The 17,080-nt window shown below is 70.9% G+C and carries 11 protein-coding genes; 7 read left to right on the forward strand and 4 right to left on the reverse strand.

Annotation, left to right across the window (positions count from 1 at the left end; all coding sequences use genetic code 11):
• Nucleotides 1-136: 136 nt before the first annotated feature.
• The 5 genes from IW245_RS05795 (at nt 137) to IW245_RS05815 (ending at nt 9,965) form a co-directional block, all read left to right on the forward strand.
• Nucleotides 137-2,122 carry a CRTAC1 family protein gene (locus IW245_RS05795; protein ID WP_197002166.1) on the forward strand — a complete coding sequence of 662 codons (1,986 nt, stop codon included), beginning with the start codon at nt 137-139 and terminating at the stop codon, nt 2,120-2,122.
• Nucleotides 2,119-3,102, forward strand: a complete 984-nt coding sequence (locus IW245_RS05800) for an enediyne biosynthesis protein (RefSeq protein WP_197002167.1) — start codon at nt 2,119-2,121, stop codon at nt 3,100-3,102. The genes IW245_RS05795 and IW245_RS05800 overlap by 4 nt, the downstream gene beginning before the upstream one ends.
• Nucleotides 3,099-8,936 (forward strand): type I polyketide synthase, encoded by a 5,838-nt coding sequence (locus IW245_RS05805; RefSeq protein WP_233472636.1) that lies wholly within the window; start codon nt 3,099-3,101, stop codon nt 8,934-8,936. The genes IW245_RS05800 and IW245_RS05805 overlap by 4 nt, the downstream gene beginning before the upstream one ends.
• Nucleotides 8,936-9,406 carry an acyl-CoA thioesterase gene (locus tag IW245_RS05810; RefSeq protein ID WP_197008340.1) on the forward strand — a complete coding sequence of 157 codons (471 nt, stop codon included), beginning with the start codon at nt 8,936-8,938 and terminating at the stop codon, nt 9,404-9,406. The genes IW245_RS05805 and IW245_RS05810 overlap by 1 nt, the downstream gene beginning before the upstream one ends.
• A 94-nt stretch (nt 9,407-9,500) precedes the next feature.
• Nucleotides 9,501-9,965, forward strand: coding sequence for a flavin reductase family protein (locus IW245_RS05815; RefSeq protein ID WP_231399334.1), 465 nt, complete (start codon nt 9,501-9,503; stop codon nt 9,963-9,965).
• A gap of 155 nt (nt 9,966-10,120) precedes the next feature.
• Here IW245_RS05815 and IW245_RS05820 read toward each other — a convergent pair whose 3' ends face one another.
• The 3 genes from IW245_RS05820 to IW245_RS05830 all read right to left on the reverse strand — a co-directional run bounded on the left by IW245_RS05820 (nt 10,121) and on the right by IW245_RS05830 (nt 13,269).
• The gene (locus IW245_RS05820; protein WP_197002169.1) at nt 10,121-11,494 is read right to left on the reverse strand and encodes a cytochrome P450; all 1,374 of its coding nucleotides are present in this window, start codon (nt 11,492-11,494) and stop codon (nt 10,121-10,123) included.
• A 1-nt stretch (nt 11,495) separates the two neighbouring features.
• Entirely contained in the window at nt 11,496-12,470 is a 975-nt protein-coding gene (locus IW245_RS05825) for a DUF1702 family protein (RefSeq protein ID WP_197002170.1), read from the reverse strand.
• Between the two features lie 115 nt (nt 12,471-12,585).
• Complete coding sequence (locus IW245_RS05830) at nt 12,586-13,269, reverse strand: TetR/AcrR family transcriptional regulator (protein ID WP_197002171.1); 684 nt, start codon at nt 13,267-13,269, stop codon at nt 12,586-12,588.
• Between the two features lie 87 nt (nt 13,270-13,356).
• On the opposite strand from IW245_RS05830, the gene IW245_RS05835 reads away from it, so the two are divergent.
• Nucleotides 13,357-14,709: a carotenoid oxygenase family protein gene (locus IW245_RS05835; RefSeq protein ID WP_233472635.1), complete on the forward strand. Its 1,353-nt coding sequence runs from the start codon at nt 13,357-13,359 to the stop codon at nt 14,707-14,709.
• 144 nt (nt 14,710-14,853) lie between these two features.
• Here the strand turns inward: IW245_RS05835 and IW245_RS05840 are convergent, their stop codons facing one another.
• Nucleotides 14,854-15,639, reverse strand: coding sequence for a helix-turn-helix domain-containing protein (locus tag IW245_RS05840; RefSeq protein WP_197002173.1), 786 nt, complete (start codon nt 15,637-15,639; stop codon nt 14,854-14,856).
• Nucleotides 15,640-16,339: 700 nt separating this feature from the next.
• On the opposite strand from IW245_RS05840, the gene IW245_RS05845 reads away from it, so the two are divergent.
• A complete protein-coding gene (locus IW245_RS05845) occupies nt 16,340-16,972 on the forward strand; it encodes a MerR family transcriptional regulator (RefSeq protein WP_197002174.1) in 633 nt (210 codons plus the stop codon).
• Nucleotides 16,973-17,080: the final 108 nt, after the last annotated feature.

Here is a 17,080-nt window from a genome sequence, read left to right on the forward strand (position 1 = left end):
GCGACCAGCGCTGTCCTGTTCGACGACCAGGCTGCTCGCCCGCCACACCGGGTGCATACGAGCTGTACGCGTTCGCTCGCATCCGTTGCGGGGGCTCAGGGCCGTCCCGACCGATTCGCGAAAGGATAGTGTAACAGTGATTGGTGAACGTGTACGCAGATTGGTACCGGGAATCGCCGCGGTGCTCCTGGCGGCCTCCCTCTTCTCGGTGGTGACGAGCCAGGTGGCGGTCGCAGGCAAGGACGAGGCCGCGCAGAAGTACAAGTTCCAGGAGTTGCCGATCGCCTTCCCCGCCGGCTACGACGCCGTGCCGAAGGCCACGGTCCGGGTCGTGAACCCCGCCTACGAGCACATCAAGGCGTGGGTCTCCTCGGTCGGCGCGGGCATCGCGCTCAACGACTTCACCGGGCACGGCAAGGCCAACAGCCTGTGCATAGTGGACACCAGGACCAACCAGGTCGTGGTGACGTACGCGCCCACCGCGCCGGCGGCCGACCAGTTCGCGCCGTTCGTGCTGAACCCGGCCCCGCTGCCCATCGACAACACCATGGCCCCGATGGGCTGCACCCCGGGGGACTTCAATCTCGACGGCCGGATGGACCTCCTGGTCACCTACTGGGGCCGGGTGCCGATCATGTTCCTGGCCAAGACCGGGGTCACGACGCTGTCCAACGACGCGTACTGCCCCGAGGAGCTCACGCCGCAGGCGTCGCCCGACGGCAAGTACCACGGTCCACGGTGGAACACCAACGCCGTGGCGGTCAACGACTTCGACGGTGACGGCAAGCCCGACATCATCATCGGGAACTACTTCCCCGACTCCGACGTGCTGGACCCGACCGGCCTCTACAACGTGTCGATGAACAACGGTCTGTCCACCGCCCGCAACGGCGGCGGCAGCCATGTCATGCGCTGGTTGAAGGCCACCTCCGGCGACATGCCGACCGCGACGTTCGTCGAGGACCACGACGCCATCCCGTACGAGGTGTCGACCGGCTGGACGCTGGCGATCTCGTCGGCGGACCTCACCGGACGCGGCGTCCCCGAGGTGTACGTCGCCAACGACTTCGGCCACGACCACCTGCTGCACAACATCTCGACCCCCGGGCGGATCAGGTTCACCCCGGTGATCGGCGAGCGGACCCCGACCACCCCGAAGTCCTTCGTCCTCGGACTCGACTCCTTCAAGGGCATGGGCGTCGACTTCGGCGACATCAACCGCAAGGGCCGCTTCGACATGGTGGTCAGCAACATCACCACCTCGTGGGGCCTGGAGGAGAGCAACTTCGCCTTCATGAACGACGCCACCGACAACGCCAAGATGCTCGCCGAGCTCGACCGCGGCGTAGCGCCGTTCACCCAGAAGGCCCGCCCGATGGGCCTGGCGTGGACCGGCTGGGGCTGGGACGTCAAGTTCGGCGACTTCCTCAACAACGGCAACCTCGACGTCGTGCAGACCGAGGGGTTCGTCAAGGGTGACATCAACCGGTGGCCGTGGCTGCAGGAACTGGCCATGACCAACGACAACATGCTGTCCAACCCGGGAATGTGGCCGAAGGCCGGCCCCGGTGACGACCTCGCCGGCAGCCAGCCGATCGCCTTCTACGCGAAGAACTCCGACGGGGTCTACGTGAACATCGCCGAGCAGCTCGGGCTCGCGGTGCCGATCCCCACCCGGGGCGTGGCCACCGCCGACACCACCGGCACCGGCACCCTCGACTTCGCCATCGCCCGCCAGTGGGGACCGCCGGCGTTCTACGCCAACAAGTCCCCGAACCTCGGCAGGTCGCTCGACCTGCGGCTGTACCGCCCGGCGACCCAGACGGCCGGCACCGCGGCCGGCGCGCCGACCTCGCTCGGAGTCCCGGCCTACGGCGCCACGGTCATGGTCAAGCTGCCCGACGGCACCTGCCAGATCACCCAGGTCGACGGCGGCGGCGGCCACGGCGGCAAGCGCAGCTTCGAGGTGCACGTGGGGCTGGGCGGCGTCAGTGGCCCGGTCGATGTCGAGATCCAGTGGCGTGACCTCAACGGCACGCTGCGCAAGTCCAGCCAGAAGCTCACGGCCGGCACGCACACCCAGGTGCTGACCGACACCGCGCAGGAGGTCGAGAACCGATGACGTACGTTGTCGAATCCAAGAAGACGGCCGGGGACCTTATCCCGGCCAGCGCGCCACCCGTGGGCAAGACCAAGCCCAAGCCCGACCCGCGCTACCTGGCGCTGCGCAACTTCGCCATGTCGATCAGCGTCTTCAACATCTTCGGGTACACCCTCCTCGGGTTCGAGCAGCCCTGGCTGTGGCCGATCCTGTCCGTGCTCATCGGGTACACCGCTGAGATCGTCTTCGAGGTCATCAGCTCCTGGGCCCAGCGGCGCCCGCCGCGCTTCCTCGGCCGCGGCATGCGCGGCATGTACGAGTTCCTGCTGCCCGCGCACATCACCGCGCTCGCGGCCAACATGCTGCTCTACGCCAACGACATGTACCTCCCGATCGCGTTCGCCGTCATCGTCGGCGTCATCGGCAAGCACGCGCTGCAGGCCCCGATCGCCGGCCGGATGCGGCACTTCATGAACCCGTCGAACTTCGGCATCACCATGGCCCTGGTGTGCTTCGGGTCCTGGATCAGCATCGCCCCGCCGTACCAGTTCACGGAGAACGCGAACACCTTCTTCCGGATCATGATCCCGATCATCATCGTCACGGCGGGTACCGTCATCAACGCCCTGCTGACGAAGCGCACCTCGCTCATCGTCGGCTGGCTCGGCGGCTTCGCCATCCAGGCCTTCATCCGGCACTGGATCTGGGACGTGCAGCTGTTCTCCGCGCTCGGCGTCATGGTCGGTGTGGCCTTCGTGCTGTTCACCAACTACATGATCAGTGACCCGGGCACCACCCCGACCAAGCCGCTGAACCAGTTCATGTTCGGCTCCTCGGTGGCCATGGTGTACGGCGTTCTCATGGTGTTCAACGTCGTCTACACCCTGTTCTTCGCCGTCGTCGTGGTCTGCGGCGTGCGCGGCGCGGGCTGGTGGATCGCACACCTGCGCAAGCGGTCCCGGGAACGCCAGCTGGGCACGGCCGAGGCGGTGAGCGCGTGAGTACCTCCAGGATCGCGGTGGTCGGCATCTCCTGCCGGTATCCCGACGCCGACTCGCCCACCGAGCTGTGGGAGAACATCCTCGCCGGCCGGCGCGCGTTCCGGCGGCTGCCCGACGAGCGGATGAACCACGACGACTACTACTCGCCCGACCCGAAGGCGCCCGACCGGTTCTACTCGGCCAAGGCCGCGGTCATCGAGGGCTTCGAGTTCGACCGGGTGAAGTACCGGATCGCCGGCAGCACGTTCCGGTCCACCGACATGACCCACTGGCTGGCGCTCGACACGGTCGCCAGGGCGCTGGAGGACGCGGCGTTCCCCAACGGCGAGGGCCTGGAGCGCTCGCGGACCGGCGTGGTGATCGGCAACACCCTCACCGGCGAGTTCAGCCGGGCCAACCTGATGCGGCTGCGCTGGCCGTACGTGCGGCGCACCGTCGCCGCCGGGCTGAAGGACGACGGCTGGGACGACGCCAAGGTGCGGGAGTTCCTGGGGCGGCTGGAGGAGCAGTACAAGAGCCCGTTCCCGCCGATCGACGAGGACACCCTGGCCGGCGGACTGGCCAACACCATCGCCGGCCGGGTGTGCAACCACTTCGACTTCGGGGGCGGCGGCTACACCGTCGACGGGGCCTGTTCCTCGTCGCTGCTGTCCGTGGCGACCGCGTGCAACGCGCTGGCCAACGGCGAACTCGACACCGTCATCGCCGGCGGGGTCGACCTGAGCATCGACCCGTTCGAGGTGATCGGCTTCGCCAAGACCGGCGCGCTGGCCACCTCGGAGATGCGGGTCTACGACCGCAACTCCAACGGGTTCTGGCCCGGCGAGGGCTGCGGCATGCTGGTGCTGATGCGCGACGAGGACGCCGTCGCGCGCGGCCTGCGCCGGTACGCGACCATCGCCGGCTGGGGCTACTCGTCCGACGGCAAGGGCGGCATCACCCGGCCCGAGGCCAGCGGCCACCGGCTGGCGATGAAGCGCGCCTACGACCGGGCCGGGTTCGGCATCGACACGGTCGCCTACATCGAGGGCCACGGCACCGGTACCGCCGTCGGCGACGCCACCGAACTGCGCGCCTTCTCCGAGGAGCGCAGGGAGACCGACGCCGACGCGCCGCCCGCCGCGATCAGCACGGTGAAGGGCATCTTCGGCCACACCAAGGCCGCCGCGGGGGTCGCCGGACTGCTCAAGGCGATCCTGGCGATCCGCCACCAGGTGATCCCGCCGGCGACCAGCCACTTCGACACCCATCCGGAGCTGGCGGTCGAGAAGCCCGCGCTGCGGGTGCCGGCCACCGCCGAGCTGTGGCCGTCCGACGGCCCGATCCGGGTGGGCGTGTCGTCGATGGGCTTCGGCGGGATCAACGCCCACGTCATCCTGGAGCACGCCGAGGGCGCACGGCAGACCGAGCTCGACGAGGCGACGGCGATGCTCGTGCGCTCGCGCCAGGACGTGGAGCTTCTGCTGCTGGACGCCGCCACCGTCTCCGAGTTGCGCACCAAGGTGGAACGGCTGGCGGCGTGGTCGACGAAGCTGTCGTTCGCCGAGGTCGGCGACCTGGCCGCGACGCTGGAACGCGAGCTCGACGGCCGACCGGTCCGGGCGGCAGTGACGGCCACCTCGCCGGAGGACGTGCAGCAGCGGCTGACGAAGCTGCTGGCGATGCTCGACGGCGGGGCCCGGTCCGTGCTCGACGTCAACGGCGGGGTGTACCTCGGCACCGGCGGCGCGCAGCCCACGATCGGCTACCTGTTCCCCGGCCAGGGCGCCGGGCGGCGGGCCGACGGTGGCGGCATCCGTCGCCGGTTCACCGAGGTCGACGAATTGTACCGGGCGTACCAGCCCCCGGCGGACGGCAACCTGGTCGCCACGGACGTGGCCCAGCCGCGCATCGTCACCGGTTCGGTGGCGGGGCTGCGGGTGCTGTCCTTGCTGGGCGTCGAGGCGGTCGGCGCCGCCGGCCACAGCCTCGGCGAGCTGACGGCCCTGCACTGGGCCGGAGCGATGGACGAGGCGACGCTGCTGGAGGCCGCCACGGCCCGGGGCCGGATCATGGCCGACGCCAGCGCCGGCGACGGGACGATGGCCAGCATCTCCGCGCCGCCCGACGCGGTCGTGCCGCTGCTGGTCGGCACCCCGGTCGTCATCGCAGGCTACAACGGCCCGCAGCAGACCGTCGTCTCCGGTCAGGTAGGGGAGGTGGAGAAGGTGATCGCCGCCGCGGCCCGACAGGGTCTGGTGGCCACCCGCGTGGCGGTCTCGCACGCGTTCCACTCCGAGGCGGTCGCCCCGGCGGCCGTCGCGCTGCGCGCCCACCTGGACGCGCAGGCCTTCGAGCCGCTCACCCGGCGGATGGTGTCCACGGTCACGGGCACCGAACTGCCGACCGACACCCACGTGCCGAGCCTGCTGGAACGGCAGGTCCTCGACCCGGTGCGGTTCCACGAGGCCGTCGCCGAACTCGCCGGCCGGGTGGACCTGCTGCTGGAGGTCGGGCCGGGCCGGGTCCTGCGGGGGCTGGCGGCCGACATCGCGCCAGCGGTGCCGGTGGTGTCCCTGGAGACCGACAGCATGTCGCTGTCCGGCCTGCTCAACGCGGTCGCCGCCGCGTACGTGATGGGCGCGCCGGTGCGGCACGCCGAACTGTTCCAGGGCAGGTTCACCCGCCAGCTGGACGTCGGCAAGGAGTTCCGGTTCTTCGCCAGCCCGGTCGAGTCGGCTCCGGCCGACGACTACGCCGGCGTGACCGCGACGCGGACCGCCGTCGTCGTCGAGGCGGCGGACCCGGTACCCGTCGAGGCCGGTGCGGTCGCGTCGACCGAGAGCAGCCTGGACATCCTGCGCCGGATGGCGGCCGCGCGCGCCGAGCTGCCGTTGGAGGCGGTGCAGCCCGACAGCCACCCGCTGGACGAGCTGCACCTGAGCTCCATCACCGTCGGCCAGATCGTCAACGAGGCCGCCCGTGAGCTGCAGCTGCCGCCCCCGGCACTGACGTCGACGTTCGCGACGGCGACCCTCGCCGAGATCGCCGGGATGCTCGACGAGCTCAGCGCGACGGCCGTGCCCGGCGAGGACGCGTCGCGCACCCCCGCCGGCGTGGCCCCGTGGGTGCGCGCGTTCAGCGTCGAGCGGGTCCCGACCCCGGTGGGGGCGGCGCTGCCGTCGGCCGGCGGCGGGCAGTGGGAGGTGTTCGCCACCGACCACCACCCGATCGCGGAGCGCCTGCACGACGCGCTGCGCGGCGCCCGGGTCGGGCAGGGCGTGCTGCTGTGCCTGCCGCACGACTGCGACGAGCGGCACGTGTCCCTGATGCTGGGCGCGGCGCGTGCCGCGTTGTCCCGGGAGGGCACCACCCGGTTCGTCGTGGTCGGAGACCGGCGGGGTGCCGCAGGGCTGGCCAAGACGCTGCACCAGGAGGCGCCCGGGGTCCTCACCACGGTCGTCAGCCTGCCGCTGCCCGACATGATGTCGGCCGAGCGGGTCGAGGGGATCGTGGCGCGGATCGTCGCCGACGTCGCGGCCACCGCGGCGTTCAGCGAGGTGCTGTACGACACCGAGGGCGTGCGGACGGTGCCGGTGCTCCGGCCCGTCGAGTTGTCCACGTCGGGCCCCAGCCCGCTGTCCGCCGCGGACGTGGTCCTGGTCACCGGCGGAGGCAAGGGCATCACCGCGGAGTGCGCGCTCGCCCTGGCCACCGACACCGGCGCGGCCGTGGGGCTCCTCGGCCGCTCCGACCCGGCCGAGGACCCGGAGCTGGCCGCCAACCTCGACCGGATGACGGCCGCCGGGATCCGGTTCCACTACGTGCGCGGCGACATCACGGTCGTCGACCAGGTGAAGTCGGCGGTCGACGAGATCCGCCGCACCCTCGGCGAGGTGACCGGCGTGCTGCACGGCGCCGGCCGCAACCAGCCCAACGCGCTGGTCAACCTCGACGAGTCGGCGTTCCAGCGGACCCTGGCACCGAAGATCGCCGGGCTGGACGCCGTCCTCGCCGCGGTCGACTCCGACGCGTTGCGGCTGCTGGTCACGTTCGGCAGCATCATCGGCCGGGCCGGCCTGCGGGGCGAGGCGGACTACGCCACGGCCAACGACTGGCTCACCGACCTCACCCGGCGGGTGCAGGAGTACTACCCGCACTGCCGCTGCGTGGCGCTGGAGTGGTCGGTGTGGTCGGGCGCCGGCATGGGGGAGCGGCTCGGGGTGCTGGAGTCGCTGATGCGCGACGGCATCGAGCCCATCCCCACCGATGTCGGCATCGCCCTGCTGCACCAGGTGCTGGCCACGCCGGACGCGCCCGGCGCGATGGTCGTCATGGGCCGGGCCGACGGCCTGGCGACGATCAGCCTGGAGCCCCGGGAGCTGCCGCTGCTGCGGTTCGTCGACCGGCCCCAGGTGCACTACCCGGGGATCGAACTGGTCGTCGAGGCCGACCTGTCGGCCACCGACGACCTCTACCTGCCCGACCACGAGCTCGACGGGGACCTGCTGTTCCCCGCCGTGCTGGGCATGGAGGCGCTGTCGCAGGCAGCCCGCGCGCTCACCGGGCGCACGGCGGCCCCGGTGCTGGAGGACATCGAGTTCCTCCGGCCCATCGTGGTGGCACCGACCGGGGTCAACACGATCCGGATCGCCCTGCTGGCGACCGACGCCGGCACGGTGCGCGCCGCCATCCGCAGCAGCGACACCGGTTTCCAGGCCGACCACTTCCGGGCCACGCTGCGCTACGACGACACCGGGCTGGCCGACCTGCCGGTCCGCAAGCCGGAGACCGACACGCCGATGGTCCCGCTGGCCCCGCACCCCGACCTCTACGGGCCGGTGCTGTTCCAGGGCAAGCGGTTCCAGCGCCTGCTGGGGTACCGCCAGCTGTCGGCGACCAGCTGCGTGGCGATGGTGTCCACCCGGCCGGAGGACGACTGGTTCGCCCGTTACCAGTCGGCGGACCTGGTCCTCGGCGACCCGGGTACCCGCGACGTGGTCATGCACGCCCTGCAGTGCTGCGTGCCGGACGCGACGCTGCTGCCGGCCGGGATCGAGCGGCTGTACCTGGCCGACCCGGCGGTCATCGGCGCGCTGGACGCCGTGACGATCCACGCCCAGGAGCGCTCGTACGTGGGCGACACCTACGTCTACGACGTCGACGTCTGCGACGACGCCGGCACGGTCATCGAGCGGTGGGAGGGGCTGCGCCTGCAGGCCGTCCGCAAGATGGACGGCACCGGGCCGTGGCTGCCGGTGCTGGTCGGGCCCTACATGGAACGGCGCCTGAACGCCATGCTGCTCCCGGTGGAGCTGCGCGGCGTCGTGCTGCCCGACCAGGACGGCAAGCCCCTGGGGCGGGCCGCCCGCCGCGAGGCGACCCAGAGGGCGCTGACGTGGGCGCTGCGCCAGGCGACCACGGTGCGCTACCGGCCCGACGGCAAGCCGACGGTGGGGTCCTCCGGCGGCACCGAGGTGTCCTCCTCGCACGGCGGAGGCGTCACCTTCGCCGTCGCCGCGGACCGTTCGGTGGGCTGCGACGTGCAGACGGCGACGGCCCGCTCCGACGGGGACTGGACGGAGCTGCTCGGCGCCGAGGGGTTCGCGCTGGCCCGCCTGATCTCGGGCGAGCAGGGCGAGGACCTGGCGGTGTCGGCGACCCGGGTGTGGGGGGCGACGGAGTGCCTGCGCAAGGTGGGCCGCGCGCGGGTGGACCTGTCGGTCGGCGCCCCGGGCGCGGAGAACTGGGTGCAGCTGCGGTCCGGCGGCGCGCGGATCGCGACGTTCTCCACCTCCCTCAACGAGATCAGCGAACCGGTTGTGTTCACCGTTCTGGTGGAAGGCGACGAATGATGGAGCAGTATTTCGAGTACCGGCACATGGTGGGTTTCGAGGAGACCAACCTGGTCGGCAACGTGTACTACGTCAACTACCTGCGCTGGCAGGGACGCTGCAGGGAGATGTTCCTGCTGACCCAGGCTCCGGAGGTGCTCGCCGACATCCAGGACGACCTGAAGCTGTTCACGCTGAAGTGCGAGTGCGAGTTCTTCTCGGAGATCACGGCGTTCGACGAGCTGTCGATCCGGATGCGGCTGGAGGACCTGACGCAGACCCAGATCGGTTTCGCGTTCGACTACGTGCGGCTGCGCGACGGCGGTGAGGACCTGGTGGCCCGGGGCCGGCAGCGCATCGCGTGCATGCGCGGCCCCAACAACGACACCCGGCCCACCAAGGTCCCGGAGGTGCTGCGGACGGCGCTGACGCGCTACGCCGTGGTGGCCCCCGGCAACGGGCGGCTCGTCGCCGCTGTCAGCGAGGCCTGACATGGCGCAACGGACCGATCTGACGCCGCGGATCACGCTGCCGCCCGGTGTGCCGGTCGTCCCGGCCGTCGACGGCAAGGAACTGCGGGACGTGATGGGCATGTTCGCCACCGGCGTCACGGTGGTGACGGCCGGCCGGGACAACCCGCACGGCATGACCGCCAACGCGTTCACGTCCGTCTCGCTCGAACCGCCGATGGTGCTGGTCTGCGTGGTGCGGACGGCCGTGCTGCACCAGACCGTCATCGACAGCGGCGGCTTCGCCATCTCGGTGATGTCGGCGCGGCAGGGCCACGTGGCCAAGTACTTCGCCAGCCGGAGCCGGCCCCGGGACGAGACGGAGTTCAACGGCGTCGACTGGGCGCCGGGCCCGCACACCGGGGCACCGGTCCTGGGCGGCAACCTGGCCTGGTTGGAGTGCGAGCTCACCGCGGTCTACGACGGCGGTGACCACTCGATCTTCCTGGGCACGGTGCTCGACCTGGGGCGCAGCGGCGGCGAGGACGCGCTGCTGTTCCTCGGCGGTTCCTTCTACGAGTTCGACGCCGACAAGCAGTAGATCGGTCGGACGGGCGGGTCACCTGCGGGTGGCCCGCCGTTCGGCGTGCCGAGGCGCTGCGCGCCGGAGCGGACGGGTACGCACGGTGCGGCCACGGCCACGACGAAGGACCACCGGTCGGCGGTCGCCGGCCGGTGGTCCGTGGTGCGCGGGGTTCAGGCGGAGTGCACCGTCATCGGCAGGCCGCCCCGGATCCGCAGGGTCAGCATCGGCTCCGGCACCACCCGGTAGTCGGGGACCATGGTCAGCCGCAGCTCGCGGGCGACGGCGGCCACGACGAACGCCGTCTCCATCATGCCCAGGTTGTTGCCCACGCAGAACCGGGGCCCGGCCCCGAACGGGATGTAGGCGTAGCGGGGCCGGTCGGCGGCCCGCGCCGGGTCGAACCGGTCCGGGTCGAACTGGTCCGGCCTGGTCCAGAACTCCGGGTGCCGGTGCAGGGTGTACGGGCACAGCACCACGTCCGCGCCGGCCGGCACGTGGAAACCACCGACCTCGTCGTCGGCGACCGCCATCCGGGGCAGCAGCCACACCGGCGGATACATCCGCATGACCTCGTCGACGACCATGGCGGTGTAGCGCAGGTTGTGCAGGTCCTCATAGACCGGCGTGCGGTCGCCCAGCACCGTCACGGCCTCCTCGTGCAGCCGCTGCCAGATCTCCGGGTGCTGGTCGGCGAGGTAGAACGTCCAGCTCAGCGTGCTCGCGGTGGTCTCGTGCCCGGCCAGCAGCAGGGTCACCAGCTCGTCGCGCATCCGCTGGCGGCCCACCGCCGGGTCGGCCTCCAGCGCCGTGGACTCGATCAGGCGCGACACCACGTCGTCGCTGGTCTGCACGTCGCCGCGGGCCTTGCGCTCGGCCACCAGCCGGTCGACGATGACCTGCAGGTCGGCGCGGGCCCGGCGGAACCGCAGCTGCTTGGGCAGTGGCACCCACGTCGGGACGGAGCTCAGCGACATCATCTCGAACATGGCCTGGTCCTGCACGGCCTCGAACGAGTCGCCGATGCCCTGGTAGGCCGACAGGTCGGCGTCGAGCAGGCTGCGCCCGAGCACCCCGAGGGTCAGTTCCGTCATCTCGTGCCGGATGTCGACGGGCCCGCCGCCGATGTGCGTGCCCAGCCGGCGGGCGAGCTTGACCGCCTCGTCGGCGATGGCGTCGGCCTGCCGGGCGATCCGCTTGGGCTGGAAGACCGGCTGGATGGTCTTGCGCTGCTTGTGCCACAGCTCGCCCTCGCTGGTGAGCAGGCCGTCGCCGAGGGTCCGGCGGGCGTGGATCAGGCCGATGCCCTTGTGGTAGTTGGTGCTGTTCTCCGCCAGCAGGTACCTGGCGTGGTCGGGGTGGTTGAAGAAGTGCAGCGTCTTGGGGCCCAGCGGCAGCCGCACGGCGTCGCCGTACCGCGCCGAGACGTCCATCATGACCTCGAGCCTGTTGCGCGCCATCCGGGTGAGCAGCTGCGGGGCGGACCACCGCGACGGACCGGGCATGTCCCGGCGGCCGAGCGCCGTCGGCCCCTGTGTCGTGGTCATCTCAGTACCATCCCCGCTGGATGAACACGTCCGCGACGTTGTTGCGCCACATCTCGTACGTCGGCCCGGTGCTCGCCGGGTGGTCCGGGACAGCCGTGTCGGTCAGCGCCCCGGCCTCCTCGGGCGTCAGGTCGCAGAACACGCCGGTCGCCAGCACGGTGTGCCCGACGACCAGGCCGGCCCGCACCCGCGCCTGGGCGGCGAAGGCACTGGCCTGCGAGACCCAGGGGCGGTGCTGCCCGGCCCGGTTCCAGAGGGTGCGCAGTTCCCCCTCGTCGCCGCCGCCCGCGTACGTGGCGGCCAGCCCGGCCCCGCTGTAGAGGTCCCGGCGGCGCCGCTCGGGGAACCGGTCGATGAGGTCGCAGGCCAGGGTGGCGCTGGAGCCGGCGACGAACCACACGGCCCGTCCGATGCCCTGGTCGATCGCGTGGTGGGCGTATCCCGTGGGGTCGTCGGCAGGCCACGGGAACGCGGCCTCCTCGTGCTGGTCGCGCACGTACCGGGCGGTGTGGAAGTAGGCCTGGTGGAAGCCGTACCCGTCGAGGACCAGCCAGCGCAGCAGCGGATCGCCGGCCGCGGCGCTGGCCTTGGCCCAGCGCATCCTGGGCAGCCGGGCCATGGCCCAGCCGACGCCCACGTACGCCATGTAGATGTGCCTGTCGCCCGCGCCGGACAGGAACCGCGCCGTGCGCCGGGCCGGGCCGAGGGACAGGCCGTCCATGAGCGCGTAGGCCATCCCGGCGCCCTCGTAGGCGAAGCCCCGGTACTGCGGCTCGATGGCGTCCAGCGTGGTGATGTCGTCGGGGCCCTGGGACTCGGCCGCGCGCGCGAATCCGGCGAGGAAGGTGCGCCCGACGCTCTCGAGCAGGAACCGCGCCTCGGGTCCCTTGTCGTGGAAGCCGCGGGTGGACAGTTTGGTCTCGGAGATGTCAGGGGTCAGGATGCGGCGCCGCAGCGCCCTCAGCGTGCTTGCCACGGTGTCTCCCGGGTCGGGTGGCGTGCGATTCGTAGACCTACCCGAGATCCTTGTGGGTGCGGCCGCGCCGCAGCCACTCCCACCTTGCCGAATGTCGCCCGCCCCTCACGGTCGGCTACCCGGCTGGCACCACCAGCGGCTCCAGCGGGGCGTCGGCCCCGGCCTTGCGCCGGCGGGCCTTCGCCAACGAGGTGGCCACGTCGCGCGGGTCGTCGCCGGCGCCGAGCATCACGGCGCGCAACTGGGTCTCGAAACAGGAGTCGGCGTCGTAGGGGGAGACCAGGTAGCCGCCCAGGTCGAGGGTGACCAGGCCGTGCAGCGCGATCCACATCTGGTGCGCCACCTGCGCGATGTCGTCGCCCCGGAACCGGCCGATCGCCGTGGCGCGGGCCACGCCGTCCACGAGCGACTCCAGGGTGTACCGGCCGTGCTGGCGGTCCTCGTCGGCGAGGGCGAAGCCGCCGAGAACGGAGCTGCCGAACATCACGAGGTACAGCTGCGGGTACTCCAGCGCGTTGGCCCGGTAGGCGTAGCCGAGCGTCATGATGTCGCAGACCGGGTCGGCGGTGGCCCGCACCCGCGACATCCGCCGGTGCAGCCGGGCGAAACCCTCGTGCACCAGCGCGCGGACCAGGTCGTCCATCCCGCCGAAGTGGGTGTAGACCGCCGAGGTGGAGGTACCCACGGCTGCGGCGAGCCGCCGCGTGGTGAGCGCCGCGGCTCCTTCCTCGGCGAGCAGCCGGGCTGCGGCTTCCATCAACGCGTTCGGCAGCAACGGGTCGGAAGGTCGTGGGCTCATATTGACATGATCTCATGTCCGACCCTACGATTCATTACAGTGTTACGTAACGGCGATACGTCAAACCTTCGACGTCAGGCGGTCCCCGTGTCTGTCCTCACCTCCCACGCCACCAGAGGCGGCCTGCTGCGGCCCACCGCGCCGATCGGCCCCGAGCTCACCGAGCTGGCCCTCCCTGTCACCGGCCACCTGCCCCGCCAGCTCACCGGGGCACTGCTGGGCATCGGCCCGCACGCTTCCCGACAGACGCCGGGGGTCCGCCAGCACGCCCTGGTGGGGGACGCCATGGTGCACGGCATCCGGCTCCGCGACGGGCGCGCCGAGTGGTACCGCAACCGGTGGATCCGCACCGACCGGATCGCCCGCGGCCTCGGCGAGCTGCCCATCCCCGGCCCCCGACACGGCCTGTCCGACAACCCCAGCGGCAACGTCATCCGGCACGCCGGCCGGACGCTGGCGCTCGGCGAGGCCGGCGTGCTGCCGATCGAGCTGGACGACCAGCTGCGCTCGGTGGCCCGGTTCGACTTCGACGGCACGCTGCCGCACGGCTTCGCCGCCCACCCCGAGTGCGACCCGGTCACCGGCGAGCTGTTCACCGTCGCCTACTACCACGACCTGCCGTACCTGGAGTATCTGGTCGTCGGCGTCGACGGCCGGGTGCGCAGGTCCGAGCGGGTCGCGGTGCGCGGCACACCGATGATGCACTCGGTGTCCCTGACGGACCGCCACGTGGTCCTCTACGACCTCCCGGTCCGGTTCGACGCGGCCCTCGCCCGGGCCGGCTCCCGCTGCCCCTACGCGTGGCAGGAGGGCGGCGACTCCCGCCTCGGGGTGCTGGCCAGGGAAGGCTCCGGCGCGGACGTGCGCTGGTTCGACGTCGACCCCTGCTTCGTGTTCCACCCGGTGAACGCCTACGAGACCGGCGGGGAGATCGTCCTGGACGTCATCCGGCACGAGCGGGTGTTCGACCGGGACCTGCTGGCTCCCGGGGAGACGGCGCCGACCCTGTGGCGGTGGGCCCTGCACCTGGCCACCGGCGCGGTGACCGAGCGGCAGCTCGACGACATCCCGCAGGAGTTCCCCCGGGTGGACGAGCGCCGCAAGACCATGGCGCACCGCTACGTGTACACGGTCGCCTCCCAGGTCGGGTCCGGCGCGACGGGCGGGTCGGCGCTGCTCAAGCACGACGTCGTCACCGGCGACGTCGCGGTGCACGACTTCGGCCCGCGGCGCACGGCCGGCGAGGCGGTGTTCGTGCCGCGCGGGGCGATCGGGGCCGAGGACGACGGCTGGCTGATGACCTATGTGCACGACGCCGACGTCGACAGGACCTCGCTCGTGGTCCTCAACGCCGACGACTTCACGGGCGCCGCGCAGGCCGTGGTCGACCTGCCGGTGCGGATGCCCTCCGGCCTGCACGTGAACTGGATCGCGGACTGACCCTGGCGCGGCCGGTCCGTCGGGGGAGCGGGCCCGGGGCCGTCGGGGTCGGCGCGGAAAGAGGCCGCCGTGTCCAGTGGGCTCCCGCTGGACACCGCGGCCTGGGAGAACTGCTCCGGGTTCTTTCGATGGCCGCCACTGTGCTCAGGCGGCCGCCTGGTGGGCCAGCCGGGTCAACGCCGAGGTACGGATGTCCAGGAGCACCGGTGGGTCGAACGACCGCGCGAGGCGGAGCTTCAGGTCGATGTCGGCGAGGTCGCCGTCGTGTTCGACGACGAGGGGTCCCCGCGATCCCACGTAGACCGTCTGATGATCCTCCGCCGAGGGGTGCAGCACGAGGCGTTCGTCCGGATCATCGGCGACGGAGTGCGACAGCAGGAACCACTGGCCAGCCGGCACCTTGTCCAGGACGAACTCGCCGGGACCGTCCAGTACGGCGCAGCTGACCGGGCGGCCCTCGGGGATCCGGCCGGGGAAGAGCCCGACGAAGACCAGCCCGAGCTTGTGCTCGCCGGAGTCCGCCCAGGCGGTGCCTCGCACGGTGCCGTAGGCCGGCCCGGCGGTGTCGGCGGTGTTGTCGACGACGAGCTGCGGGGTGAAGCCACCGGCCCTGCGGTAGGTGGTGGGGGACAGGCCGACGCTCCGGGTGAAGCGGGAGCTGAAGGTGCCGACGCTGGAGTAGCCGACCCGGAGGCTGACCTCGGTCACGTTGAACGAGGTCGACGTCAGCAGCTGCTTGGCCTCCTGCAGCCGGAGGGCCGACAGGAACCGGCCCGGGGAGACGCCGGTGATGCGCTGGAAGATCCGGGAGAAGTGGAACTTGCTGAACATGGCCACCCGGGCCATGTCGTCGATCGTGAGTTCCTCACCCAGCTTGTCGCGCATCGTGGTGACCACTCGCTCAACGGCCCGTTCGGTTGCGTTTTCCATTTCGCCTCCTGATGCCATGGTTTTCGTGCGAGTTGACGCAGTACTGTTGAACCTGGCTTCACGCTCCACGCATCGGCCGGTAAATGCTGACTGTCATTTTTTACGCGCTACTTACCTGCTGGGAACACCGAAGCCTCTGACTGGCCGCACGGTCCTCCGGCTCGTTCCGAAAGTCGTGACGGTTCAGTTCCTCGCACCCGTTTCAGTCCAATAGGGACAGACGTTGATGCTAACTGCTCCGGTTGCGCTGGGCAATGCTCGGACTACGACTCCGGAGGTGTGTCCGGGGCTCGACTCCGGAGTCGCCACGCTGACCTGCGAAAACGGCGGCGACGAAAGCCGGTGCGCGAAAAGAGGGCAATATCGCGACGATAAGGTGTTGGCGATTGCTGCTATCCATTGCGGTCCGCCACAGAAAGTGAACAACTAATGTGGACTATCGACTACCAAGAGTGGTGATGGGAGCTGGGGGCGTTTCCCGGCCGGTGCCGCACCCCACCCTCTGTGCTCTCTGTCAGATTTTTTCCGGCCCTGTACGGACATAGGATAAATGTCGACAGTGCCGGATCCGGGCGCTCCCGCCCGCGCCGGAGGGAAGCCGCCGATCAGGGATCCATAAGGGACGATCGACGGGCTTTCGGGGGTATGATCTCTGTGTAAACCTTCATATCCGTCGCCGCGAGCACACTCATGGGGATCTATGCGCATATCGAGTCTCAGCAGGCGGGGCGGCGTGTCTGTTGCGACGATCAAGTTCTACCTCCGCGAGCGCCTGTTGCCGCCCGGCACGCTCACCGCGCGGAACCAGGCCGACTACGACGAGACGCACCTGGCCCGGATCAAGATGATCCGGACGCTGACCGGCATCGGCATGATGAGCCTGTCCGCGGTGCGTGAGGTGCTCGCCGCGATCGACGACAGCTGCGTCCCGCAGCGCGAGCTCTACCAGGTGCTCAACGGGGCGTTGTGCGCCCAGCTGACGGCCTCCACGGGTGCGGCTTCCGTCGTGCGGGCCCAGGCGCACGTCGACGAGTTCATCGAGGGCGTCGGCTGGCGGGTCGGCGACGACGCCCCGGGGCGCACCGCGCTCGCGCAGGTCGTCGCGGCCCTGCGGGACCTGGGCTGCACCAGCGAGGTCGAGGAGGTGTTCCTCCCGTACGCGCGGGCCGCGGAGCACCTCGCCGTCCGCGAGCTGGACGCCATGCCCCCCGGAGCCCCGGAGCTCGTCACCCGCACCGTCCTGTTCGAGGTCGCCTTCGCGGTGATGCGCAGGATGGCGTACGAGCATCTCATGGCGCTGCGGGACGCGGACTCTCCCGTTACCGACGAGTAGTGTGGTGACGGAACTCAGTTTCATGTGGCCGGACACCACTGGGCATGTGCGCGTTTCCTCTTCCGTGTTGCCTCATGGACGCGCAGAACGGGCATAGAGCACTCTCTG

Origin of the sequence: Longispora fulva, assembly GCF_015751905.1 — a bacterium.
Classification (GTDB): Bacteria; Actinomycetota; Actinomycetes; order Mycobacteriales; family Micromonosporaceae; genus Longispora; species Longispora fulva.

Bases quoted from the DNA above. Each gene is read 5' to 3' on its own strand.
- IW245_RS05840 (WP_197002173.1), bottom strand. From the start codon at position 15,639: ATGGAAAACGCAACCGAACGGGCCGTTGAGCGAGTGGTCACCACGATG.
- IW245_RS05815 (WP_231399334.1), top strand. From the start codon at position 9,501: ATGGGCATGTTCGCCACCGGCGTCACGGTGGTGACGGCCGGCCGGGAC.
- IW245_RS05845 (WP_197002174.1), top strand. From the start codon at position 16,340: ATGCGCATATCGAGTCTCAGCAGGCGGGGCGGCGTGTCTGTTGCGACG.
- IW245_RS05820 (WP_197002169.1), bottom strand. From the start codon at position 11,494: ATGACCACGACACAGGGGCCGACGGCGCTCGGCCGCCGGGACATGCCC.
- IW245_RS05810 (WP_197008340.1), top strand. From the start codon at position 8,936: ATGGAGCAGTATTTCGAGTACCGGCACATGGTGGGTTTCGAGGAGACC.
- IW245_RS05830 (WP_197002171.1), bottom strand. From the start codon at position 13,269: ATGAGCCCACGACCTTCCGACCCGTTGCTGCCGAACGCGTTGATGGAA.
- IW245_RS05800 (WP_197002167.1), top strand. From the start codon at position 2,119: ATGACGTACGTTGTCGAATCCAAGAAGACGGCCGGGGACCTTATCCCG.